Origin of the sequence: Streptomyces sp. NPDC001068 (assembly GCF_042897315.1) — a bacterium.
GTDB lineage: Bacteria > Actinomycetota > Actinomycetes > Streptomycetales > Streptomycetaceae > Streptomyces.
Genome location: NZ_JBIAYD010000002.1, coordinates 851,281 through 873,175, shown reverse-complemented (window position 1 = coordinate 873,175; position 21,895 = coordinate 851,281). Strand labels below are relative to the sequence as shown.

The window sequence follows — 21,895 nt, the reverse complement described above, 5'->3', positions numbered from 1 at the left end:
CACCCGGAAACCGCGCCGCGCCTCCCGCCCCCGGCACGAGGAAACCACCGCGACCGGACCCGCCCTGACCGGATACGCTCGGCCGAAATCGGACGGGTGGAAGGCCGGGGACAGGCCGGGGACAGGCCGAGGGCAGGCCGTGGGGGAGCGGATGGGAAGCGCGGACATCGGGACGCCGCGAGCCGTGGCGGCGCTGCGTCACGTGGCCGCGCTGTCCTCGGGGCCGGCCGTCGATCCCGCTCTGCCCGTCACCCTGAACTTCCACCCCGACCGGCACTCGGCCGGGCTCCCGATCCTGGAGGCGCTGGCCCGGGACGGTGTCTACCACTCCCAGTTCGTCACCGGCACCAGCAACGGCGGACTCACCGCGCACCCCGGCGGCGACCGCTGGCGCTGGGAGAGCCGGATCTTCGGCGGGACCTACGACGACGCCGACCCGGCCGAACGGCCGGTGTACGGAGCGCTGAACTTCCGCCGCCAAGCGGTCGGCGCGGCCCCGCGGTTCGGCTCCTCGCACCTGCGGCTGACCGGAGCCGCACTTCACCGCGCGACCTTCTGCTACCCCGACAGCGCGGCCGAACCGACGGACTTCGGCGTCGCCGCCGGCACGCACCTGCTCGCCCTCGCCGAGGCCGACGAGCGGGACGCCCTCAACGACTACATCGAGACGCAGGTGCACGGCGGCGTACGGCTCGACCGGGACGTGGCCGCGCTGGTGCTGGACGACTGCTACCGCGGGACCCCCGTCGAGACGGCGGCCCTGCGGCTGCCCTTCCCGCTCGAATGGCACCCCGGCTACCGGCTCACCGTCGCCGACCTGCGCCGCCGGGCGGATTACCGGGGCCCAAGGTACGCGGAACTCGGTGCCCTGATCGCCGAGAAGGGCGTCGTAGACCCCCGGATCATCGGTGACGCCGCCCGCGCCGGCCGGTACCCCGTTCAGGATCTCAAGATGGTCTGGCACATTCTCGCGCGGTTCGGTGCCCCGGAGGGGGCCGGTACGGCCTACGGCGTCGGTTCGGGCGGCCAGACGCCCGGGGTCAGTACGCCCAAGGCGTAGGCGCGGGCGACCAGTTCGGTGCGGTTGGCCGCGGACCAGCGGGCCGACAGGCGGCGCAGGTGGTAGGTGACACCGTCCCTGGTGAGGCCCAGGTCGCGGGCGGCCTGGGCCGTGCCGGCACCCCTGGCCAGCAGGGCCAGCACCCGCGCCTCCACGGGGGTGACCCTCGCCGGTTCCGCCGGCGGCACCTCGCGCTCGCCGTCCGGGCGCAGCATCACCAGCAGCGACGGCGTCTCGCCCACGGCCTCGCTGACCGGGTCCGCCGTCAGCTCCCCGTACCGCTCGGCCCCGCCGGGCGCCCGCCACCGCACCGACACCTGGTAGCGCGAGCGGTGCCGCAGCCGCAGCGCCTCGGCGATGCGCTCCACCTGCGCCTCCTCCTGCGGGCGGAACAGATCCAGCACCTCCCGGCCACGCAGCCGTCCCGGCGCCGTACCGCACTCGGCGGCCATCGCAGGGTTGGCCAGCAGCACCAGCCCGTGCACGTCGCACACCGCGACCGGCACCGCCACCCGGTCGAAGAGGGTCAGGGCACGGTTGCGCCACACCACACCGTCGAGCCCGTCCGCCGCCATGCCCGCCTCCGCTCCCTCGCCCTCCATCCAAGGCGACCACGCAGGTCAGAAGCAACCCGACCGGGATCGCGCAAGAGCCGGGCCGCACTTGTCACTGCACGATCGTGTAGTGCGGCGGCACCGCGCCGCGGCCCCGGGGGACCACGCTTGATCGCAGGACTTCCTTATTGCGAAAGGCAGTTGTCGCGCCATGCCCCCCACCGCGCCGCACCCCCACCCCGCGGTCACGCCGTCCGGCGTACCCGTCGTCGACATCACCGCCACCGGCCCCGGCCGCACCCCGATCCAGCAGGTCATGAATCTGATGCGGGAGCACGGGCCGGTCCTCGTGCGGCGGCTGCACGGGCGGGACACCCTGTTCGTCGCCGACGCCGATCTGGTCGCCGACCTCGCCGACGAGCGGCGGTTCGCCAAGCACGTCGGGCCCGCCCTGGAGAACGTCCGGGCCTTCGCCGCCGACGGGCTGTTCACCGCGTACAACCACGAGCCCAACTGGGCGAGGGCACACGACATCCTCATGCCCGCCTTCGCCCTGGGGTCGATGCGCACCTACCACCCGGTGATGCTGCGGGTCGCCCGCCGGCTCATCGGATGCTGGGACCGTGCCGCACGGGACGGCCGGCCCGTCGACGTCCCGGACGACATGACCCGGATGACGCGCGACACCATCGGCCTGGCGGGCTTCGGCCACGACTTCGGCTCCTTCGAGCGCACCGGCCCCCACCCCTTCGTCGAGTCGATGGTCCGCTGCCTGGAGTGGAGCATGACCCGTCCGGCCCGTCGCCCCGGCACCGACCACTCGGCGGCCGACGCGGCCTTCCGGCACGACGCGGACCACCTCGCCCGGGTCGTCGACGACGTCATCGCCTCCCGCGCCGGCACCGACCAGAGCGGGGCCGGGGACCTGCTCGGCCTGATGCTCTCCGCCCGGCACCCTCACGACGGCACCACCCTGGACCCGGCCAACATCCGCAACCAGGTCATCACCTTCCTCATCGCCGGCCACGAGACGACCTCCGGTGCCATGTCCTTCGCCCTGTACCACCTGGTCAAGAACCCGGCCGTGCTCCACCTGGTGCAGCGCGAGGCGGACGCCCTGTGGGGCGACACGCCGGACCCGGAGCCGACCTACGACGAGGTCGGACGCCTCGCCTACACCCGGCAGGTGCTCAACGAGGCACTGCGGCTGTGGCCCACCGCCGCCGCCTTCGGCCGGTACGCCCTCGACGACACCCTGCTCGGCGGCCGGATCCCGCTCAAGGCCGGACAGGCCGTCACCGTGCTCGCCCCGATGCTGCACCGGCAGCCGGTCTGGGGCGACAACCCGGAGCTGTTCGACCCCTCCCGGTTCACCCCGCAGGCCGAGGCGGCGCGCCCGGTGCACGCCTTCAAGCCCTTCGGAACCGGCGAACGCGCCTGCATCGGACGGCAGTTCGCCCTGCACGAGGCGACCATGCTGCTGGCCATGCTGGTCCACCGCTACCGGCCGCACGACCACGCCGACTACCGGCTCACCGTCAAGGAGACCCTCACCCTCAAGCCCGAGGGCTTCACCCTGACCCTCACCCCGCGGACCCCCGCCGACCGGGTCCACCCGCCGCTGCCCGGAGCCGCGCCGGCCGTCGCCCTCGACCCGATCGAGGCCGCGGCTTCGCCGGCCCGGGTCCGCACCGGCACCCGCGCCCTCCTCCTGCACGGCAGCAACTACGGCACCTGCCGTGGTTTCGCCGCCCAACTCGCCGACGAGGCGGCCGACATCGGCTGTGTCACCGAGGTGGCGGCGCTGGACGCCTACGCGGGCGGGCTGCCCACCGGCCGGCCCGTCGTGATCACCGCCGCCTCCTACAACGGCCGCCCCACCGACGACGCCACCGCCTTCGCCGCCTGGCTCGACGGCGCCCCCGACCTCACCGGAGTGACCTACGCCGTCCTCGGCGTCGGCGACCGCAACTGGGCCGCCACCTACCAGCACTTCCCGACCCGGCTCGACGACCGCCTCGCCGAACTCGGCGCCATCCGCCTCACCGGCCGGGCGGCCGCCGACGCCTCCGGCGACCTGGCCGGCACCGTCAGCGAGTTCACCGCCCGAGTGCGTGCCGCCCTGCTCGATCGGTACGGCGACCCGGACGCGACCCCGGCCGGACCCGGGGCCACCGCCGCCTACGAGGTCCGCGCCCTGACCGGCGGCTCCCTCGACGCCCTCGCGGAGCACCATGGACTGGTCCCCATGACGGTGACCGAGACCCGTGACCTGACCGCCCCCGGCCACCCCCGCACCAAGCGGTTCCTGCGGGTCGCCCTGCCCGACGGCGTCACCTACCGCACCGCCGATCACCTGACCGTGCTCCCCGCCAACGCCCCGGCGCTCGTCGCCCGCGCGGCCGCCGCCCTCGGCGTCGGCCTCGACACCGCCCTCGACATCCGCGCCCACCGCCCGCGCCGCGACGGCCTCGCCGTCGACCGACCCGTGACGGTCAGTCAACTCCTGACTCATCATGTCGAGTTGCAGGAGCGCCCGAACGCCCGCCAGTTTGCCCTGCTGGCCGACGCCGACCCGTGCCCGCCGGAGAAGGCCGCCCTCACCGACCTCGCCGCCGGTGCCGCCCGTGCCGTCCCGGGCGACGACCCGCGCACCCTGGTCGAGATCATCGAGGACCACCCGGCGCTGCGCGGGGCCCTGGACTGGCCGCGCCTCCTGGAACTCCTCACCCCGATCCGGCCGCGCCACTACTCGATCTCCTCGTCACCGGCCGCCGGCCCCCGCCACGCCGACCTGATGGTCTCCCTGCTGGAGGCCCCCGCGCGCTCCGGCAGGGGAACCTTCCGCGGCACCGGCTCCGGCCACCTCGCGACCCTGCGGGCGGGCGACACGCTGTACGCCCGGGTCCAGCCCTGCCGGGAGGCCTTCCGTGTCGACGCCGGCGCACCGGCCGTCATGATCGCCGCGGGCACCGGACTCGCCCCCTTCCGGGGCGCCGTCGCCGATCGCAGGGCCGCGCTCGCGGCGGGTGCCGAACTGCCGCCCGCGCTCTGCTACTTCGGCTGCGACGCCGCCGACGCGGACTTCCTGCACGCCGAGGAGCTCCGCGCCGCCGAGACCGCCGGAGCGGTGTCGCTGCGCCCCGGGCTTCAGCACGGAGGGCACCTTCGTCCAGCATCGCGTCGCGGCCGAGTCGGACGAGGTCTGGGCCCTGCTGGCCGCGGGCGCCCGGGTGTACGTCTGCGGGGACGGCGGCAGGATGGCGCCGGGGGTCCGGGAGGCGTTCCAAGAGATGTTCCGCGACCGCGTCCCCGGGGGGAATCCCGACGAATGGCTGAACTCCCTGGTGGCGGAAGGCCGTTTTGTGGAGGATGTGTACGTGTCGAGTTGAGCGGCGCCGCCGCCCGCGGTACCCGGTCGGAGGTGCGGGGAACCGCGCGGGTGACCGGAACGGACCCGCGGCCCGCGTGCGACCCGCACCCCCTCGGTGGCATCCGGCACCGCGCCCTCCTTAGCTCACAGCGTGAACTAAGGGTTGGGAAAATATCGCTTCCGCCCCCTCGAAGGAGTATGTTGCAGGTCGGGAAGGGTTCGTGAAGGGAGCCACATGGCGGGGCGGAACGGGCGCACGGTACGCGACCTCAGGAGGGCCAACCGTACGGCCGTGCTCCAGCGGCTCTATTTCGACGGCCCCCTCAGCCGCTTCGAACTGGGCCCGGCCACCGGCCTGAGCTCCGGCTCGGTGAGCAACGTGGTCGCCGACCTGGTCGCCGACGGCCTGGTCGAGGAGGCCGGCAGCGTCGACTCCGACGGCGGCCGACCCCGCACCCTGCTGCGCGTCGCCCCGAACAGCGGCCACATGATCGGCGTCGACGTCGGCGAGACCCGGGTCCGGGTCGAGCTCTTCGACCTCACGCTCACCGAACTGGCCCGGGTCGAGCGTCCGCTGGAGCAGCAGGGCTACGACGTCGAGGTGATCGTCGGCCACATCAGGGACGGCATCGCGGAGGTCCTCGCGACCGGCGGGGCCTCGCCCGACATGCTGCTCGGTGTCGGCGTCGGCGTCCCCGGCATCGTCGAGCACACCGCGGACCGGGGTGCCGTGGTGCACGGCCAGACCATCGGCTGGGACGCCGTCCCGCTGGAGGAACTGCTCCGCACCGGCTGCCGGCTCCCCGACTCCGTCCGCTACTTCATCGACAACGGAGCCAAGACCCTCGGCCAGGCCGAGATGTGGTTCGGCGCCGGGCGCGGCGCGGACAACGCGGTCGTGGTGCTGTTCGGCTCCGGCGTCGGCGCCTGCCTGGTCACCGCCGAGGTGGAGCACGGCCGTGCCGTCGAGTGGGGCCACCTCACGGTGCGGGTGCGGGGCCGCCGCTGCCGGTGCGGCGCGCTGGGCTGCCTGGAGGCCTACGCGGGCGCCGAGTCGCTGCTGGCCCGGTGGCGCGAGGAGGGCGGCCGTCCGGCCGAGGGCACCGACGAGGAGACCGCGCTGACCGCGATGCTCGCCGCCGCCTACCCGCCCGAGGGCACCGAGCCCGATCCGGTCGCGCTCGCCGTGCTGGAGGAGACCGCCGAGTACCTGGGCGCGGGCCTCTCGGATCTGATCAACCTCTTCCAGCCGGAGCGGATCCTGATCGGCGGCTGGGCCGGGCTCCAGCTCGGCGCCCGCTTCCTGCCCGCCGTACGCCGGTACGCCACCACGTACGCGCTGCGGCACCCCGCCGAGCAGGTCACCATCGACCTCGGCCGGCTCGGGCCGGACGCTGTCACCGTCGGGGCCGCGATCCTGCCCCTGGCCGACTTCTTCAGCCGCGGCGGCCGCCGTGCGGAACCGGCGACCGAGGACCGCCTGCCGGCCTGGCGCACGGCCCTTCAGGAGCGGACCCCGCGCTGAGCCGCCTCCGGTTTCACGGTCCCCGGCCGAGGTACCCGCGTACCGCCCGGACCGATGACAGGCGTGAGGGGAGCAGCCGTGGGTGAACGACAGCAGCAGGGTGGGCCCGTGCCCCGGGACCTGCCGGACCAGCAGGCCACGCCCGACGACCGCGACCCGTGGGACGCGGCGGAGGGCGTTCACCCGGACGCCCGGGACGACGCCGCCCTCCCCGGCACGGACGAGGCCGGGACGGGACTGCGCGGTACGCCGCGGCCGGGGGTGGTGGAACCGGAGGAGCCCCTGCCGGAGGAGCCGTCGGCCTGAACGCGGACCGCGACTCGCCCGGGCTTGAACGGGGACCGCGACTCGCCCCGGCTTGCACGCGGACGACGACCCGCCCGGGCCTGAACGCGGACCGCGACTCGCGGTCGTCCCGCCGTGTGTCAGGCGAAGGCGTTCACGCCCGTCAGCTCCGCCGACAGGTCCCAGAGCCGGGCGGCCTGGTCCGGGTCGACCGCCCAGTCCCTGACGCCGGCCGTCGAGCCCTCCACGGCGGGCTCGGCGATGTCGCAGTCCTCCAGGTACACCCCGCCCATGCCCGCCAGCTGCGGGGAGGTGGCCGCCCAGGTCTGGGTGGCCGCGCCCTGCGGGGGCGTCTTGAAGCCCTGCGGGTTCAGTACCGTGCCCTGCTCGTCGATCCAGCCCCGCTCGACCATCTCCTCGTGGGGGATGTGCCGCTGCAGCGGGGTCATGATGCCGCCCGGATGCAGGGCGAAGGCGCGCACGCCGGAGTCCCGGCCGAGCCGGTCCAGGTGGACGGCGAACAGCACGTTCGCGGTCTTGGCCTGGCCGTAGGCCTGCCACTTGTCGTATCCGTGCCGCCACTGGACGTCGTCCCAGCGCATGCCGGCGAAGTGGTGGGCGCGCGAGGAGACCGAGACGACCCGGGCGCCGCCCGCCGAAAGCGCCGGCCAGAGCCGGTTGACCAGGGCGAAGTGCCCGAGGTGGTTGGTGGCGAACTGGGCCTCCCAGCCGGGACCCACCCGGGTCTCCGGGCAGGCCATGATGCCCGCGTTGTCGATCATGAAGTCCACGGTCCGGCCGGAGGCGAGGAACCGCTCGGCGAAGCCGCGCACGCTGTCCAGGTCGCCGAGGTCCAGTTCGTCCACCTCGACGCCGTCCAGGTCCGCCAGCGCCTCGCGGGCGGCCTCGGCCCGCCTGGCCGGGACGACGACGCGGGCCCCCGCCCCGGTCAGCGCTCTGGTGGTCTCCAGGCCGAGCCCGGAGTAGCCGCCGGTGACGACCGCGAGCCGGCCGTCGAGGTCGAGGCCGGCCAGGACGTCCTCGGCGGTGCTGTCCGCGCCGAATCCGGAACCGATCTTGTGCTGCGGAGTCGTAGTGCTCATGACCTGAACGCTACGAATTGGAGTGCTCTCGAAGTCAAGTCGAGATCGTCCCGGCTTCCCGGACCCCCGAACAGCGCAAAGCCCCGGCCGCGACGGGGGATTCGCGACCGGGGCGGTCAGGTGGTGGGCGCGGACGGCGGTCGCCTCTCGGCGGACGGCTCCACAGGGCTTCAGCCGAACGATCGTCCCTGTGGGCGAAAGATGAGGCCCGGGGACACTGTCCCGTCCACACCCACGTGTCGTTCAACGGGCAACGACCCCGTGCTGTTCCCGGCCCTCCGGGTGACCCACGTCACCCGACCCTGTCCGTGAGGGGGCAGCCGTCGCACTCGCGGACTACCCCGCGGTGCCTCGTGAGAACCTCGTTCATTTGCTCAAGTACGCGCAAATATCGGGGCAAATCTCCGAGGTGATGTTCCCGGACCGTCGGGCGGTTCCGGGGCCCGCGTCCGGACGGCGGTACGAGGTTGCCGTCCCGGCCTCGCACGGCGAGCGCCCCCGCCGGAACCCGTGCGCGGTGCGGAAAACGTGCCCCGGCAGGCCGGTGTCAGGACCGGCCTGCCGGGAGGGGAGGGAGCCCCGGCGTGTCGCCCGGGACTCCACGGAGGCCTCCGCTGTCAGGGTGGCTCGGGCAGGTCACTTCCCGCCGGGGAGATCTACCCTCGATTTCATGACCGAGATAGCGAGCCCGTTCATCTCCCAGCCGCGGATCCTGGTGCTCGGCGTCATGACCGGCAGGCCGGGCACCCCGCCCTTCCGCATCGTGGAGATCGACGGTGAGGTGGTCGGCGAGGCGAGGGACATCACCGAGGTGCTGTCGGTCGCCGCGTTCCACGGGATCACGGTCCACGACCTGGACGACCCGGCCGTGGTCTGCTGGGTGGGCGGGGACAAGTACACCTGGACGCCCCGCCACTGAACAGCTGGACGGCGAGCCTGCCTCAGTCGACGGTCCACTTCTGGTTGGCGCCGCCGGTGCAGGTCCAGATCTGCAGCCGGGTGCCGTTGGCCGAGTTGTTGCCGGTGACGTCCAGGCACTTGTTCGCCTGGGGGTTCACGATGTCGTGCGCCGCGGAGACGGCCCACTTCTGGGCGGCGCTGCCGTTGCAGTCGTAGAGCTGCACCGGAGTGCCGTCAGCGGTGCCGCCGCTGGTGACGTCCAGGCACTTGCCCAGCGCGCGCACGGTGCCGTCGCTGCCCACCGTCCACTTCTGGGCGGCGCTGCCGTTGCAGTCGTAGAGCTGCACGGGCGTGCCGTTGGCGGAGTTCGCCCCGGCCACGTCCACGCACTTGCCGGCCAGCCCCTTGATCGCGGCGCCGGTCGCCGTGTCGCTCGTCGTCACCGACACGGAGTCCACCACCAGCTGCGCCGGGAAGGCCGTGGAGCTGTTGGGGTCGCCCGGCCAGTAGCCGCCGACGGCCAGGTTCAGGATCAGGAAGAACGGCTTGTTGAACGCCCAGGTGTTGCCGCCCACGTCGGCGGGGGTGCGGGTCTCGTAGGGGATCCCGTCGACCGACCAGGTGACCGAGTTGGGCGCCCAGTCGACCGCGAAGGTGTGGAAGCCGTCCGCGAAGGCCTGCCCGTTCGGCAGCGTGTAGCCGGCGCCTATGCCGGCCGAGCCGGAGTAGCCGGGACCGTGGATGGTGCCGTGCACGGTGGAGGGCTCGAAGCCGACGTTCTCCATCACGTCGATCTCACCGGAGTTCGGCCAGCCGACCTGCCCGATGTCGGTGCCCAGCATCCAGAACGCGGGCCACATGCCCTGCCCGCGCGGGATCTTCATCCGGGCCTCGACGTGCCCGTACTGGGCGCTGAACTTGCCCGAGGTGTTCAGCCGCGCCGAGGTGTACTGGCAGGTGCCGTACCAGCACTGGTAGTTGGCGGGGTTCTCCTTCTTGGCCGTGATGACCAGGTGGCCCTGGCCGTCGAGGGCCGCGTTGTTGGTGCCGGAGGTGTAGTACTCCCGCTCGTGGTTGTTGACGTTGTCGCCGGTCTCCAGGGTCCACTTCGAGGAATTGACCGCCGAACCGGCGGCACCGTCGAAGGTGTCGGAGAAGGTCGCGGCGGCCGCGCCGGCGCCGGCGGCCTCGGCCCGGTGCGCGGGTCCGACCGCGACGGAGCCGAGGAGCACGGCGGACAGGGCGGCGAGCAGGCATCTGCGGAGCGTTCGTGGGGAGGCCACGGCTCTTCCTTCCGTACGGCGGCCGGACGCGGGGAGACGTCCGGCCGGGGTGGGGGGGGTGAAGGCGTCGCCTCTTGATTTAAGAGATGAGATAAGTGGTGCGTCAATACTCTGGTACGGACCAGTGTCACGCCCGCTGCTTCTTGGGCTTGCGCGCGTGCACCGCCCGGCCGAGCCGCCGGCCCACCAGCAGCCAGCCGATCAGCGCCCCCGAGGTGTTGAGGATGACGTCGTCCACGTCGAAGGCGCGGCCCTCGACCAGCAGACCCTGCGCCGTCTCGACCATCAGCATCACGAACGCGGTGAGCAGCAGCACCCCGAAGAAGCCCCGGGCGCGCGGCACGAGAACCGGCACGAGGATCCCGAACGGCACGCCGAGCAGGATGTTCCCGCCGATCTGCTTGACCGCGTCCCGCAGGGCGGGCTGGTCGAGGTAGATCTTGAGGGACTCGCCGGGATGCAGGTTGGTGTGCGCGATCGACACCGACGCCGGGGACGGGTCCAGCGTCAGCCGGGCCAGTACGACCGCGAACCCCACCATCGCCGCGAACGCGAACAGCATGGCCAGGATCCGCAACGGCAGCGGGAGCGGCCGGCGTTCGGCGCCGGTGGTCCTGGCCGCGCGGCCCGTCCCGCCGGTGCGCCCCGCCTTTCCGGTGCGCGCCTTCTTCCCGACGGCGGCCTTCGCGGCGCCGGCCTTCGTGGTGCCGGTCCTGGTGGTGTCCGGTCCGGTGCGGCGGACGCCGACGGCACGGCCTACCTTCGCCAGCACCCCGGGCCGCTTGCCGACCTCCTTGTCCACTTTCGTCCCCTCGTTCTTCTCGGCCCTGGTCGTGCGCAGGCGCGAGACGGCACTGGCCATTGAATCCTCCACTGGTGAACAGTCCGGCGTGGTAGCCCAGTTACCCCGGAACCGCCCGGAGATGCGCGCACCCGCGATGGCGGCCGACGCACACTCCGGGTTTCCGACCGCGCTCCCCGGGCACTCCGGACCCGTTCCCGCGTGCCGCCGCTCCCCCCGGCGGGGGCGGTGCTTGGATGCCGGCAGCGGCGAAACTGGCACAGCACCCGGCGAACCGGGCATCGCGCAGATCGGCCACGGCCTGGACGCGCACGGACGCCCCGACGCGCTCGTCCTGGCGGCCTTCGTGCTGGTGCTCACCGCGCTGCTGGTCAAGGCGGCAGCCGTGCCCTTGCACTTCTGGCTCCCGGACGCCCACGCCGTCGTCCCCCCCGGTCTACGTGCTCCTGTCCGGGGTCATGGTCGAGCTCGGCGCCTACGGCGTCTGGCGGGTGTACGGCACGGTCTTCGCCGGACCCGGCGGCATCCCGGCCGCCGGCCTGGAACGGGCACTGGTCATCCTCGGCACGCTCACGGCCGTGCTGGGCGCCTTCATGTGCTGGCACCAGCGGCACATCAAGCGGCTGCCGGCCGACTCCACGATCGCCCACACCGGACTGTTCCTCATCGGCCTGGGTGTCCTGACCCCGGCGGGGGGCTCCGGGACCGCCCTGTACCTGCTCGGCCACGCCGGGGTGAAGGCCGCCCTGTTCGCCTGCGCGGGGATCCTCCTGGACCGCTACGGCAACGTCGGCGAACGCGCCCTGCACGGCCGGGCCCGGGAACTGCGCACGGTGGGCGTCCTGTTCACCGTCGGGGGACTGGCCCTGGCCGGGCTGCCGCCGTTCGGCACCGGGCTCGGCAAGTCGGTCGCCGAGGAGGCGGTGGGGGTGCCGCTGACCGTGCTGTACGTCGGCGGTGACGCGGGGGCGGTGCTGCGGGTCGCCGCCCGGGTCTTCCTCGGCGCCGGGGACCGGCCGCCCAGCGGCGACGCGTACGAGACCACCGGCTCCGGCGAGGAGCCCGAGACCGAGGGCCGGCTCGACCGGGTCCCGGGCACCATGACCGCCGTACCCGCCGTGCTGCTGGCCGGCGCCCTCGCCGCGGGCCTCGCGCCCGGTCTGCCCGCGGTGCTCGCCCACGCCGTGGACAGGGGCAGGACCCCGGCGGACGTCCACTGGACGTGCGCCGGGGTCCTGCTGGGCTGCCTCTCCACCCTCCTGGCCGTCGGACTGGCCGCTCTCGCGGTCGTCCGGCCCGGCCCGCTGGTGGCCCGGGGCCGGGCGCTGCCGCTGCGCCGCCCGCAGTCCGGGCACGTCGGGGACCACGTGGCCTGGCTGCTGGTCGGTGCCGCGGCGCTCGGGGCGCCGGCCCTCCCGGGGGTGCTGGGCGGCTGATCGGACGCTCGTGACCGGCCGGTCGCCCGTCACCGCGGCGGGTCAGGCCGTGCCGTAGGACACGTGCACCTCCGTGAAGCCGAGGGAGTGCAGCAGGCCCTCCAGCATGTCGGTGGTGTTGGACTCCGCCCGCTTGGTCAGACCGCTGGTCTTGGCCGCGTCCGAGATGTGCCTCACGGCCAGCTTCTGCACCGCCTGTTCGCTGTTGGGGTTGTCCGAGAACAGGTCGCCGAGCCGGTCCAGCAGACCGCGCTGCTTGGAGACGGCGTAGGAGTGGTCGGCGTCCAGGGCGGCCTTGCCCAGCTGGGCGTGCGGCAGCCGCAGAGTGGCCTCGGTACGGTCGTCGTTGACCGTGACGTCCTTGGAGTCGATCTTCCCGAGGTCGACGAACGAGTCGACGGTGCCCGCCCCGACGTACAGGGTGCGGGTGCCGCGGATCGCACTCGGCAGGTACTTGGCGTCCTTCTCCAGGTCCACGACGACCTGGAAGTTGCCGGACGCCGCGTCGTAACGGCTCATGTCCTGGATCGACTTCAGCAGCGTGGGACCCGTGTTGTCCCGGGTCTCCGTGCCGAACAGGTCCTTGATACCCGGTAGCACCGCCAGCTTGATCCCGGCGAACAGCACCACGAGCACCACTACGAACGCGGTGAGAAGTTTCGCCCACCCGGGCATGCGCCGGGGCCGGGCCTTGACAGGAGCCTCCTTCGCGGAGGTCTCCTTGCTCTCCTTGGTGGAACTCGCCATGTGACGGTCCTCCTTTCCAAGGACACGAATGCCCGCCGAACGCCTTGCCAGACCGCGTTGTCGGCTGATTGAGACAGCTGAGGCCGGACTGAGACACGCTTTAGCGCGGCGTGACCTTGAGCGGGCGCGCCGGGCGTCCCGGATGACCGCAGACAGCACCTCACGGGCCCTTTGTCCGGCGCGCCGGGCGATGTTCCCAGCCCAGCCCGGCCCGGCCCAGCGCAGCCCGGCCCGGCCCCGGCCCTGCCGTCGCGCGGCGCCGACCCCGGACCCCGCGTCGACGTGCCGCCCCGGACGCCACGTCCCGCCCCGCGTACTAACCGGCCTCCGGGGCACCGGAGGAGAACCGGTGTCCGACGAAGTCGGCGAGACGGGCGTAACCGATGCGCTGGTAGAGGGCGTTGCTGGTGCGGTTGGCCGGGTCGGTGAACAGCACGACGTCCGTCGCGCCCGCGGCCAGCGCCGCACGGCTCGCCTCGGCCGTCACGGCGCCCGCGTAGCCGTGGCCACGGAGGCGGGCCGGTGTGTAGACGGGGTCCACCCGGATCATGCCGCCGACGAGCGAGGTCGCGGCAGCCATGGAGACGGGAGTCCCGTCCGGGGCCTCCCAGAACGTGAAGTGCCTGTCGCCGAAGCGGGACTCGGCCCAGCGCCCCGCGTCGATCAGGTCGATGGAGGGCTGTTCCCCGACGTCGACGCAGAACTCACGGCACCAGCGCACGAGTCGCTCGTGATCCCGTCCGCCCGCGAGGCGCCCGCGCCCCTCCGGACACGGCCGTGGAGGGGTGAGCGTGCCGAGACGGTAGAGATGAGTTCGCCAGAAGGGCGTGTACGTCGCGCCCGTGTGCCGCTGCCACGCCCCGGCGAACGCGGTGGCGGTGTCGTGGTCGCCGAAGACGCCGGAGGGGGAGTGGCCCAGGCCGGCCAGGCGGCCGGCGAGGCCGCCGGCCTGCTCGGCGGTGAGAGGCGTGATCCACAGGTGTCCGTGCGGCCTGCGGTAGAAGACGGCGCGGACCTCGCCCGCGGACTCCAGGACACCGAAGAGGAGGGCCGCGGCGCCGTGTGCGACGGCCCCGTGTCCCCGCAGCTTCTCGATGTCGGTAAGCGGCGTGTTGTGCAGGGCCGGTCGCGAACGCATGAAGCCGCCCGCGCGGGAGAGGAAGTCGTCCAGATCGTCGGTTAGTTGCCAGTCGTCCGAAAGCACGTTTCATGATCTCGGATGCACTCGGCGCCGGGAAGTACCCATCGCGACCCGGGCCGGGGGCAACGCCGCGAACGAGCCGACAGGGGGAACGGCTGAGGCTGCCGAAGTACCAGGGGCCTCGCGCTCAGGTATTCGACCGCGGCGACCCGATTTGAACGACTCGGCGCCGACGGTGAAGTTCCATGGGCCCCGGCGGCGCTCTGGATCCGCGAGTGCCCACGTCTTCCACGGTACGGCTCCCGCGGCCGCGATCCGGTTGTGGCTCCACCCCTGAGCGAAGCCAGGGCCCTCCGGATTCGCCGTGACTCACCGCAGGACTGGGCGGTTGGCGGATGTGTACTCGTCCGCGCTGTCGAAGACGCTGCCACAGCCCGGGCATTCAGCTCTACCGAAGAGGTAGGCGATCCCGTTGGCGAGCACCTCCTGCCCGTCGCGGACAGTGATCCGATGCATCCACCGGCCGGTGCCGGTCAGTTCCTCCGTACACGCAGGCCGCAGCTCCCGCCGGATCTCCACACCCCCCTCCCACACCTGCGAGTAGCACCCGAAGTCGCAGTCCGCCGGCAGACCATCTCAGCCGTGCCGCCCGGCCGCGCGCTACTGAGGTCGACGCTTCAGGGTGACCAGGTCGCCACGAAGCAGCTGACGCTGTCCACGGTCTCGGCGTACAGGAGATGGTGAGTGGTCAGGTCCCAATCGGCCCCGTCCAGCGTCTGCCAGGGCGAGCGACCCGACACCCCCAGCTCACGAGCGAGGCCCACGTCCATGGTCGGGAAGAATCCGTCCACGTCACCGCTGGCCAGCGCGGCAGCGATGCCCGCGTCGATCTCCTCGGCCCGCGGGTCGGGGCGCCGGGCTCCGTCCGCGCCGGCGCGGGTCGGACCGTTCCCCATCACCAGCAGCCCTACACGGTCCGCCCGTCCCGCCAGGTGGACGCCGTCCTCGCCGTTCATGGGCCAACTCCGGGCGTCGTCGAGCTCGTAGGCGCACACCGGACCGGTCCAGCCCGCCTGTTGGAGCAGCCGCACACCGACGCCGAGCGCCATCGGAAGCCTGCTCGCCGGTGCCTGCGCTGCCCGGCGGTGCCCAAGCCGTATGCCCGCGGGGGGCCCGTGCTCCCGAGAGGCCCGCAGGGCTCCCTCCTCGTGGAGAAAGGATCGCGAACCGGGGCCGACCACGGCCACGATCTCGGGATCCTCGGCCAGTACAACTGCCACCGCCTCCGCGCACGCCGCGCGCAGCCGCTCCGGCGCGGCAGGTGCGTCCAGTTCCGTCGCGAACGTGAGCGATGGCAGGCAGGGACAGATGGCGGCGGCTACGAGCATGCTCGACAGCCTAGGAACTGTCTCTCGGATCCGTCCGTGAGATCGTCGTGCTCGTGATCGAGTCTTGGGTGATCAATGACGACAGGCCTGTCCCTGCGTCGTCGGCGGTGGTGCTGGAGGCTCTTCAGTCGAGGATCGACAGCGGGCAGCTTGAGACGTGGCTGACCAGTTCGTCCGGACGGTCGCTGGCCTTCGTGACGAACGCCGAGCGAGCGATGGTGATGCTGCTCGATGACGAGGGTGATCCCGGCGAGCATGCGGTGGACCCCGGAGCTGAGGGGCTGAGCTTCGGATTCGTCCTCTCCGACGGGCAGGGCGACGAGTATCCGGATGAGGACACCGTCCCCATCCGTGAGGCACTGAGGCTCGTGGAGCACATCGTGAGCACGGGCTCTTGGCCTGCGGACGCGCGTTGGGTGGTCGATCGCTGAGCGGGCTGTCGCCGTGTCCGGATGAGGATCGCGGCGAGGTGGAGTGCGGCCCGGTAGGCGATGGCGGGCTTGTCGGACCGCTGGGCCAGACCACGGTCTGGAACGAGCCGAGCTCGTCCGGCAGGTCCGGCCAGGGCGAACAGGTGCGGTATTTCCACACGATCGCCTCCAGGGTCCGGCGGTGACCGGCCCACCGCCGGCCGCGGACCGGATCGGCCGGCATCAGCGGTTCGATCCGGTCCCACGTCGCATAAGTGATCACTGACCGGACGAATACATTCGATCAACCGACCAGCCGATTAAAGAGGCGCGCTCTGGACCCGCCCCGCGAGTTCCGTGATCCGGCGGCCTGACGGTGAGCCGGGATCGGCCGTCACCAGGACGACCTCCTGGTCGTCCTCCGGCACCAGCAGGACGTCGCAGTTCAGCCGTAGCCGTCCCAGCTCCGGATGGTCGAGGTCCTTGGTGCGATGTCCCGGGGCATGCACCGGGCGGGTCGCCCAGATCCGCCGGAACTCCTCGCTTCCGGCGTGCAACTCGTCCAGGAGAACGGCCAGTTGCGCGTCGTGCGGATAGCGTTCGGCGGCCCGGCGCAGCCGGGCCACCACGACGTGGCCGAACTCCGCGGCACCGGAGCTCGTGTGCATCCGGCCCTGGCCGAGGAACCGCCGCCGCGCCAGGTTGGTCGTGTCGCGCCCCAGGTCCGCGCCGAGCAGCAGCCGGGCCAGGGGGTTCCAGGCCACCAGGCCGTAGGAGGCGTCCGTGACGATCGCCGCCGTGTCGGGCAGCCGCTCCAGCAGCGCGGCCACGTGCGGACGCACCCGCCGCGGCGCGCTGGGTGCGGGCGGCGCCGCGGGCGAGCCGGCCAGCCCGAACAGATGGCTGCGCTCGGCGGACGTCAGCCGCAGCGCCCCGGCCAGGGCGTCCAGGACACGCGGGGAGGGCCGCGGGCCGCGGGCCTGTTCCAGGCGTGTGTAGTAGTCGACGGACATGTGGGCCAGCTCCGCGACCTCCTCGCGGCGCAGGCCGGGCGTACGGCGCGGGGTGGTGCCCGCCGCGAGCCCCACCGCCTGCGGACGCAGACCCGCCCGGCGCTCCCGCAGGAAGCGGGCCAGTTCCTGCCTCGGCATGGCGCAGCCTTCCGGTCCGCCTGGTACAGACGGTCCCTGGCAGGACGGACGCGGCCGGGGAACCGTTGCTGTCATGAACGATCGCACAGCACTCGTCACCGGTGCCAACAAGGGCATCGGCTTCCACACCGCCCGGCTCCTCGCGGAGGCCGGCTTCAGCGTCCTCGTGGGCTCCCGGGACATCGAGAACGGCGAGCGGGCCGTCGCGGAGATCGGCGGCGACGCGCGCCTGCTGGTCCTCGACGTCACCGAGCCGGGCAGCATCGAGCGGGCCGCCGACCGCGTCGGCCGCCTGGACGTACTGGTCAACAACGCGGGCGTCCAGCCGGTCACCGGCCCGCCCACCGAGACCGGTGTCGAGGACCTGCGGCGGACCTACGAGACGAACGTCTTCGGCGTCGTCGCGGTCACCAACGCCTTCCTGCCCGCCCTGCGCGGCGCGCCCCACCCGCGCGTCGTGAACGTCTCCAGCGGTACCGCGTCCCTCACCTGGAGCACCCACCCCAATCCGCAGTTCGCGCACGGCAGCCCCCGGTCCGCCGCCTACCGCTCCTCGAAGGCCGCGCTCAACGCGCTGACCGTGTTCTACGCCCAGGAGCTGGCCGGGGACGGCATCAAGGTGAACGCCCTCGCCCCCGGGCGGCGGGCCACCGACCTGGTCCCGGGTGCGGTCGTCGGGGGCGGCGATCCGGCCGAGGCCGCCCGTGCGGTCGTACGGCTGGCGCTGCTGCCCGACGACGGGCCGACCGGCGGGTTCTTCTCCTGGGACGGCACGGCCGTGCCGTGGTGAGAGCGCCACGGTCCGTAGCATGAACATACAGCCCGTGTGGATCATGCGAGGAGCGGATCGTGCGAGACATCGCCGTATTCAGCGGCAGTGCCCATCCCGAGCTGGCCGGGGAGGTCTGCGCGCACCTGGGGGTGGAGCTCAGCCCGACACGGGTCAGCCGGTTCGCCAACGACTGTCTGGAGGTGCAGCTCCAGGCGAACTGCCGGGAGCGGGACGTCTTCCTGATCCAGCCACTGGTCCGGCCGGTGCAGGAGCACCTGGTGGAGCTGTTGCTGATGTGCGACGCGGCCCGGGGTGCCTCGGCCGGCCGGATCACCGTCGTCATGCCGCACTACTCCTACGCGCGTTCGGACAAGAAGGACGCCCCGCGCATCTCCCTCGGCGGCCGTCTCGTCGCCGACCTGCTGGTGGCCGCCGGGGCCAGCCGGGTCCTCGCGATGACCCTGCACGCCCCGCAGGTGCACGGCTTCTTCTCGGTGCCGGTGGACCACCTGCACGCCCTGCGGGAGCTGGCCGCGCACTTCCGGCGGTACGACCTGTCGCGCACCACGGTCGTCTCGCCCGACCTCGGCAACGCCAAGGAGGCCGCCGCCTTCGCCCGCCTGATCGGCGCGCAGGTGGCGGCGGGCGCGAAGCAGCGGTTCGCCGACGACCGGGTGACCATCAGCTCGGTCATCGGCGACGTGGCCGACCGGGACGTCATCGTGCTCGACGACGAGATCGCCAAGGGCAGCACGGTGATCGAACTTCTGGAGCGGCTACGGGAGTTGGGTCCCCCTCGGTCGATCCGGATCGCGTGTACGCACGGACTGTTCGCGGCCGGGGCGCTGAAACGGCTGAGCGAGCAGCCCGACGTGCTGGAGATCGTCTGCACCAACACCGTGCCGGTACCCGCCGAGGAGTACACGGACAAGCTGCGGATCCTGTCCATCGCCCCGGCGCTGGCTGAGGCCGTACGCCGCATTCACAACGGTGAGTCCGTGAGCGCCCTGTTCGACGAGCCGCGCAACGTCTAGGCGGAAAGGGGGAGTTGGGGCGCCCGCCGACCCGTACTCGGCCTCGCCGAGGCGGACGGGAGGCCCTCCCATGGCGAGGGCCAGGTCCGCACGGCCGGCGCCGGTCAGGTGACCGGCGTCCTCAGGTGACGGCGGCCGGCGGGCGATTCGGTGCGATCGGCGGTCGCCGGTCCCGCGGCCCGGACCGTCCGGAACGTCACAGCGTCCCGGACGTGGCCTCCGGCCGGCCGAGGGCCGCGTCCAGCGTCGCGAGCGGCGGCAGCAGTTGCGACAGTCCCGTCACCCGCAGCACCCGCAGGGTCAGCGGGTGCGCGCACACCAGCTGGAGCTGGCCGCCGCGCTCCAGGACCCGGCCGCGCGCCCGGTACAGCAGCCGCAGTCCGGAGCAGTCGAAGAAGTCGACGGGCAGCAGGTCGATCACGACCCGGGTGCTCTCCCGCGCGGTCACCCGGTCCAGGTAGGGCGCCATCTCGGCCGCCGCCGCGATGTCGATCTCGCCCCGGAACTCCAGAACCGTGCATCCGCGGTCCTGGCGGACGCGCAGGTGCCGGGTGAGCGCCCCGTTGTCCCGTCGGGGTTCCTGGCGCACGACGGCATCACCTCCCACCCCGGCCGGTCCAATTCCGTTCCCCGCCTTGCAAGTTACCCTCGATGGAGGGAATTTGAGCATGTTCGATTGACATATGTCTGCTGGTTCGCTGCGCCATTTTCTGTGGCGTTCGCGACAGTCGGCGAACGGGCACGTGGGAGCGCTGCCACGGCGCCGGATCCGGCTCCGCCACCGCAGCGGAACGGGACACGGGGACGGGTCCTGGGGGACGGAGACGGGGGCGGCACACGGGTACGGCACATGGGCACGGGGCACGGGTACGGGCCGCCGAGCCCGTACCCGTGCCCCGTGGCGCCGGTACTCCGGGGTCAGTCGACCACCAGGACCAGCTTCCCGGTGGTCCGGCCGGTGCCGCCCACCTCGTGCGCCTTGGCCGCCTCGGCCAGCGGGAAGGTGCCCGCGACCGTGGCGCGCAGCTTCCCCTCCTCGACCAGATCCGCGACCGCCCGCATCCCGGCCCGGTCGGCGTCCACCAGCATCCGCACCGCCCGCACCCCGAGCCGATCGGCCTCCTCGTACAGTTCCGCGGAGCCCACCGGCAGGATGGAGACCAGGATCCCGCCCGGCCGCAGCGTGGCCAGTGACGTCACCGAGGTGTCGCCGCCGACCGTGTCGAGCACGACGTCGACGTCCCGCACCGTCGCGGTGACGTCGGCCGACCGGTAGTCCACCGGCTCGTCCACGCCGATCCCGCGCAGGAAGTCGTGCTTGGCGGCGCTGGCCGTGCCGATCACGTACGCGCCGCGCGCCTTGGCGATCTGCACCGCCACGTGCCCGACCCCGCCGGCCGCCGCGTGGATCAGCACCCGCTGACCGGGCCGCAGATCGGCGTTCTCCACCAGGGCCTGCCACGCGGTGAGCGACACCAGCGGCAGCGCGCCCGCCTGGACGTGGTCGATCCCGGCCGGCTTGGGCACCAGGGCGCGGGCGGGGACGACCGCGTACTCGGCGTGCGTGCCGTGGCCGAACGGGTAGGACACCATGCCGAAGACCTCGTCGCCGGGTGCGAAGGCGGCGACCCCGATCCCGGTCTCCTCGACCGTTCCGGAGACGTCCCAGCCGAGGACGAACGGCGGCTCGCCAAGGAAGCCGCCGTTCTCCCGGTGCTTCCAGTCGGTCGGGTTGAGCCCGGCGGCCCGCACCCTGACCAGTACCTCGTTGGGCCGCGGCCGCGGCCGCGGCAGCTCGATCACCTTCAGGACCTCGGGGCCGCCCAGCACGTCCTGTCCGACCGCACGCATCGTGTTCACATTGCTCATGGTCACCCAGCCTGCCGGGACGCGCTCGCGCAGGAAATGGCACGAAGGCCAACCTTCGATGGAATCGTGCCAGTCCTGGCGGGGTCCGGTCGCGGCCCGAACCTCAGCGGCTCATGTGCAGGGCGACCAGCAGTTGCCAGACCTGGTCGGCCACGTCCTCGGGGCCGGCGTCCAGCAGGCCGTGCAGCCAGTCCGCCAGTACCCCGGCGAAGGTGGCGGCCACCGCCGAGGCCACCAGCGGGGCGTCGGCCGCGCCGGCCAGTTCGCGCTCGGCCAGGCTGCGGGCCCGCAGGTCCCGGTGCAGCACCCTGCCCAGCGGGCCGCCGCCGCCCGGCGCGAGCAGCTCCCGGTACAGGGTCGCGTGCGGTGCCAGTCCCGCGAAGAAGTCGCGCAGCGCCGGTGGCGCGTGCACCGGATCGGGCCGGCCCCGCCACGCGTGCAGCGCGTCCACGGCGTCCCGTACGACGTCCGCGCAGGCGTCGACCGCCAGTGCCTGAAGGTCGTCGTAGTGGACGTAGAAGGTGGCCCGGCCCACTCCGGCCCGGCGCGCCAGCGCGGCCACCCCCAGCTCCGTCAGCGGCCGTTCGGCGCACTCCGCCAGCAGGGCGGTCCGCAGCCGCGCCCGGGTGCGCGCCGCCCGCGGGTCCTCGGTCGCCGGGCGGGGGGCCGGGCCGGTCACCGGGCGGCGAGTACGGCGGCCAGGGCGAGGGCGCCGGGCAGCGCCTGCGCGAACAGGATCCGCCGGTTGGCGGTGACCGCGCCGTACACCCCGGCGACCACCACGCACGACAGGAAGAACACCCGGGCCGCGAAGCCCGTCGGGTCGCCCGCCGCCAGCCCCCACACCAGACCCGCCGCCAGGAAGCCGTTGTACAGGCCCTGGTTGGCGGCCAGCGGCGCGGTCCGCCGGGCCAGTTCGGCGTCGAAGCCGTGGAAGCGCATCCCGGGCCCCTTCTGCCACAGGAACATCTCCATCACCAGGATGTACACGTGCAGCGCGGCTATCAGGCCGACCAGCACGTCGGCCGCTGTCTCCATGATCGTGGACCCTCCCCATGTCGT

At 73.0% G+C, this 21,895-nt stretch carries 20 protein-coding genes and 3 pseudogenes; 9 read left to right on the top strand and 14 right to left on the bottom strand.

Annotated features, from left to right (window positions below; genetic code table 11):
• The first annotated feature begins 151 nt into the window (after positions 1–151).
• A complete protein-coding gene (locus tag ACFY3I_RS08985) occupies positions 152–1,060 on the top strand; it encodes a DUF3626 domain-containing protein (RefSeq protein ID WP_390860015.1) in 909 nt (302 codons plus the stop codon).
• Here the strand turns inward: ACFY3I_RS08985 and ACFY3I_RS08980 are convergent.
• A complete protein-coding gene (locus ACFY3I_RS08980) occupies positions 1,006–1,662 on the bottom strand; it encodes a PAS domain-containing protein (RefSeq protein WP_390860014.1) in 657 nt (218 codons plus the stop codon). The genes ACFY3I_RS08985 and ACFY3I_RS08980 overlap by 55 nt on opposite strands.
• A gap of 163 nt (positions 1,663–1,825) precedes the next feature.
• Between ACFY3I_RS08980 and ACFY3I_RS08975 the strand changes: the two are divergent.
• The 3 genes and pseudogenes from ACFY3I_RS08975 to ACFY3I_RS08965 all read left to right on the top strand — a co-directional run bounded on the left by ACFY3I_RS08975 (position 1,826) and on the right by ACFY3I_RS08965 (position 6,818).
• Positions 1,826–5,006: pseudogene (locus ACFY3I_RS08975) on the top strand (cytochrome P450).
• 216 nt (positions 5,007–5,222) lie between these two features.
• Positions 5,223–6,512 (top strand): ROK family protein, encoded by a 1,290-nt coding sequence (locus ACFY3I_RS08970; RefSeq protein ID WP_390860013.1) that lies wholly within the window; start codon positions 5,223–5,225, stop codon positions 6,510–6,512.
• A 78-nt stretch (positions 6,513–6,590) separates the two neighbouring features.
• Positions 6,591–6,818 (top strand): hypothetical protein, encoded by a 228-nt coding sequence (locus tag ACFY3I_RS08965; protein WP_390860012.1) that lies wholly within the window; start codon positions 6,591–6,593, stop codon positions 6,816–6,818.
• A gap of 119 nt (positions 6,819–6,937) precedes the next feature.
• Here ACFY3I_RS08965 and ACFY3I_RS08960 read toward each other — a convergent pair whose 3' ends face one another.
• A complete protein-coding gene (locus ACFY3I_RS08960) occupies positions 6,938–7,900 on the bottom strand; it encodes an SDR family NAD(P)-dependent oxidoreductase (RefSeq protein WP_390860011.1) in 963 nt (320 codons plus the stop codon).
• Positions 7,901–8,570: 670 nt separating this feature from the next.
• Between ACFY3I_RS08960 and ACFY3I_RS08955 the strand changes: the two genes are divergently transcribed.
• Complete coding sequence (locus ACFY3I_RS08955; protein ID WP_365289491.1) at positions 8,571–8,819, top strand: hypothetical protein; 249 nt, start codon at positions 8,571–8,573, stop codon at positions 8,817–8,819.
• Positions 8,820–8,841: 22 nt separating this feature from the next.
• Here ACFY3I_RS08955 and ACFY3I_RS08950 read toward each other — a convergent pair whose 3' ends face one another.
• Together ACFY3I_RS08950 and ACFY3I_RS08945 are read right to left on the bottom strand one after the other, a co-directional pair.
• Positions 8,842–10,083, bottom strand: coding sequence for an RICIN domain-containing protein (locus tag ACFY3I_RS08950; protein WP_390860010.1), 1,242 nt, complete (start codon positions 10,081–10,083; stop codon positions 8,842–8,844).
• Between the two features lie 127 nt (positions 10,084–10,210).
• Positions 10,211–10,666, bottom strand: coding sequence for a VanZ family protein (locus ACFY3I_RS08945; RefSeq protein WP_390860118.1), 456 nt, complete (start codon positions 10,664–10,666; stop codon positions 10,211–10,213).
• A 487-nt stretch (positions 10,667–11,153) separates the two neighbouring features.
• Here ACFY3I_RS08945 and ACFY3I_RS08940 point away from each other — a divergent pair.
• Positions 11,154–12,321, top strand: a pseudogene (locus tag ACFY3I_RS08940) (complex I subunit 5 family protein); the annotation flags it as partial.
• A 42-nt stretch (positions 12,322–12,363) separates the two neighbouring features.
• Here ACFY3I_RS08940 and ACFY3I_RS08935 read toward each other — a convergent pair.
• The 4 genes from ACFY3I_RS08935 to ACFY3I_RS08920 form a co-directional block, all read right to left on the bottom strand.
• Complete coding sequence (locus tag ACFY3I_RS08935; protein WP_390860117.1) at positions 12,364–12,996, bottom strand: DUF4230 domain-containing protein; 633 nt, start codon at positions 12,994–12,996, stop codon at positions 12,364–12,366.
• Positions 12,997–13,384: 388 nt separating this feature from the next.
• Positions 13,385–14,272 (bottom strand): GNAT family N-acetyltransferase, encoded by an 888-nt coding sequence (locus tag ACFY3I_RS08930; protein WP_390860009.1) that lies wholly within the window; start codon positions 14,270–14,272, stop codon positions 13,385–13,387.
• A 306-nt stretch (positions 14,273–14,578) separates the two neighbouring features.
• Positions 14,579–14,725, bottom strand: a complete 147-nt coding sequence (locus ACFY3I_RS08925; RefSeq protein WP_390860008.1) for a hypothetical protein — start codon at positions 14,723–14,725, stop codon at positions 14,579–14,581.
• 161 nt (positions 14,726–14,886) lie between these two features.
• Positions 14,887–15,597, bottom strand: a complete 711-nt coding sequence (locus ACFY3I_RS08920) for a hypothetical protein (protein WP_390860007.1) — start codon at positions 15,595–15,597, stop codon at positions 14,887–14,889.
• A 53-nt stretch (positions 15,598–15,650) separates the two neighbouring features.
• Between ACFY3I_RS08920 and ACFY3I_RS08915 the strand changes: the two genes are divergently transcribed.
• Complete coding sequence (locus tag ACFY3I_RS08915) at positions 15,651–16,028, top strand: hypothetical protein (protein ID WP_390860006.1); 378 nt, start codon at positions 15,651–15,653, stop codon at positions 16,026–16,028.
• Between the two features lie 94 nt (positions 16,029–16,122).
• On the opposite strand, the pseudogene ACFY3I_RS08910 reads toward ACFY3I_RS08915, so the two are convergent.
• Positions 16,123–16,290: pseudogene (locus ACFY3I_RS08910) on the bottom strand (transposase); the annotation flags it as partial.
• 37 nt (positions 16,291–16,327) lie between these two features.
• The gene (locus tag ACFY3I_RS08905; RefSeq protein ID WP_390860005.1) at positions 16,328–17,158 is read right to left on the bottom strand and encodes a helix-turn-helix transcriptional regulator; all 831 of its coding nucleotides are present in this window, start codon (positions 17,156–17,158) and stop codon (positions 16,328–16,330) included.
• Between the two features lie 73 nt (positions 17,159–17,231).
• Between ACFY3I_RS08905 and ACFY3I_RS08900 the strand changes: the two genes are divergently transcribed.
• Positions 17,232–17,948, top strand: coding sequence for an SDR family oxidoreductase (locus tag ACFY3I_RS08900; RefSeq protein ID WP_390860004.1), 717 nt, complete (start codon positions 17,232–17,234; stop codon positions 17,946–17,948).
• Between the two features lie 59 nt (positions 17,949–18,007).
• Positions 18,008–18,964 carry a ribose-phosphate diphosphokinase gene (locus ACFY3I_RS08895; protein WP_390860003.1) on the top strand — a complete coding sequence of 319 codons (957 nt, stop codon included), beginning with the start codon at positions 18,008–18,010 and terminating at the stop codon, positions 18,962–18,964.
• A gap of 196 nt (positions 18,965–19,160) precedes the next feature.
• Here the strand turns inward: ACFY3I_RS08895 and ACFY3I_RS08890 are convergent, their stop codons facing one another.
• The 4 genes from ACFY3I_RS08890 to ACFY3I_RS08875 form a co-directional block, all read right to left on the bottom strand.
• Entirely contained in the window at positions 19,161–19,553 is a 393-nt protein-coding gene (locus ACFY3I_RS08890; protein ID WP_365289499.1) for an anti-sigma factor antagonist, read from the bottom strand.
• Between the two features lie 329 nt (positions 19,554–19,882).
• A complete protein-coding gene (locus ACFY3I_RS08885; RefSeq protein ID WP_390860002.1) occupies positions 19,883–20,833 on the bottom strand; it encodes an NADP-dependent oxidoreductase in 951 nt (316 codons plus the stop codon).
• Between the two features lie 103 nt (positions 20,834–20,936).
• Positions 20,937–21,512 carry a TetR/AcrR family transcriptional regulator gene (locus tag ACFY3I_RS08880; RefSeq protein WP_390860001.1) on the bottom strand — a complete coding sequence of 192 codons (576 nt, stop codon included), beginning with the start codon at positions 21,510–21,512 and terminating at the stop codon, positions 20,937–20,939.
• The gene (locus tag ACFY3I_RS08875; RefSeq protein ID WP_365289623.1) at positions 21,509–21,871 is read right to left on the bottom strand and encodes a DUF1304 domain-containing protein; all 363 of its coding nucleotides are present in this window, start codon (positions 21,869–21,871) and stop codon (positions 21,509–21,511) included. Before ACFY3I_RS08875 ends, ACFY3I_RS08880 begins: the two co-directional genes overlap by 4 nt.
• Between the last annotated feature and the right edge of the window lie 24 nt (positions 21,872–21,895).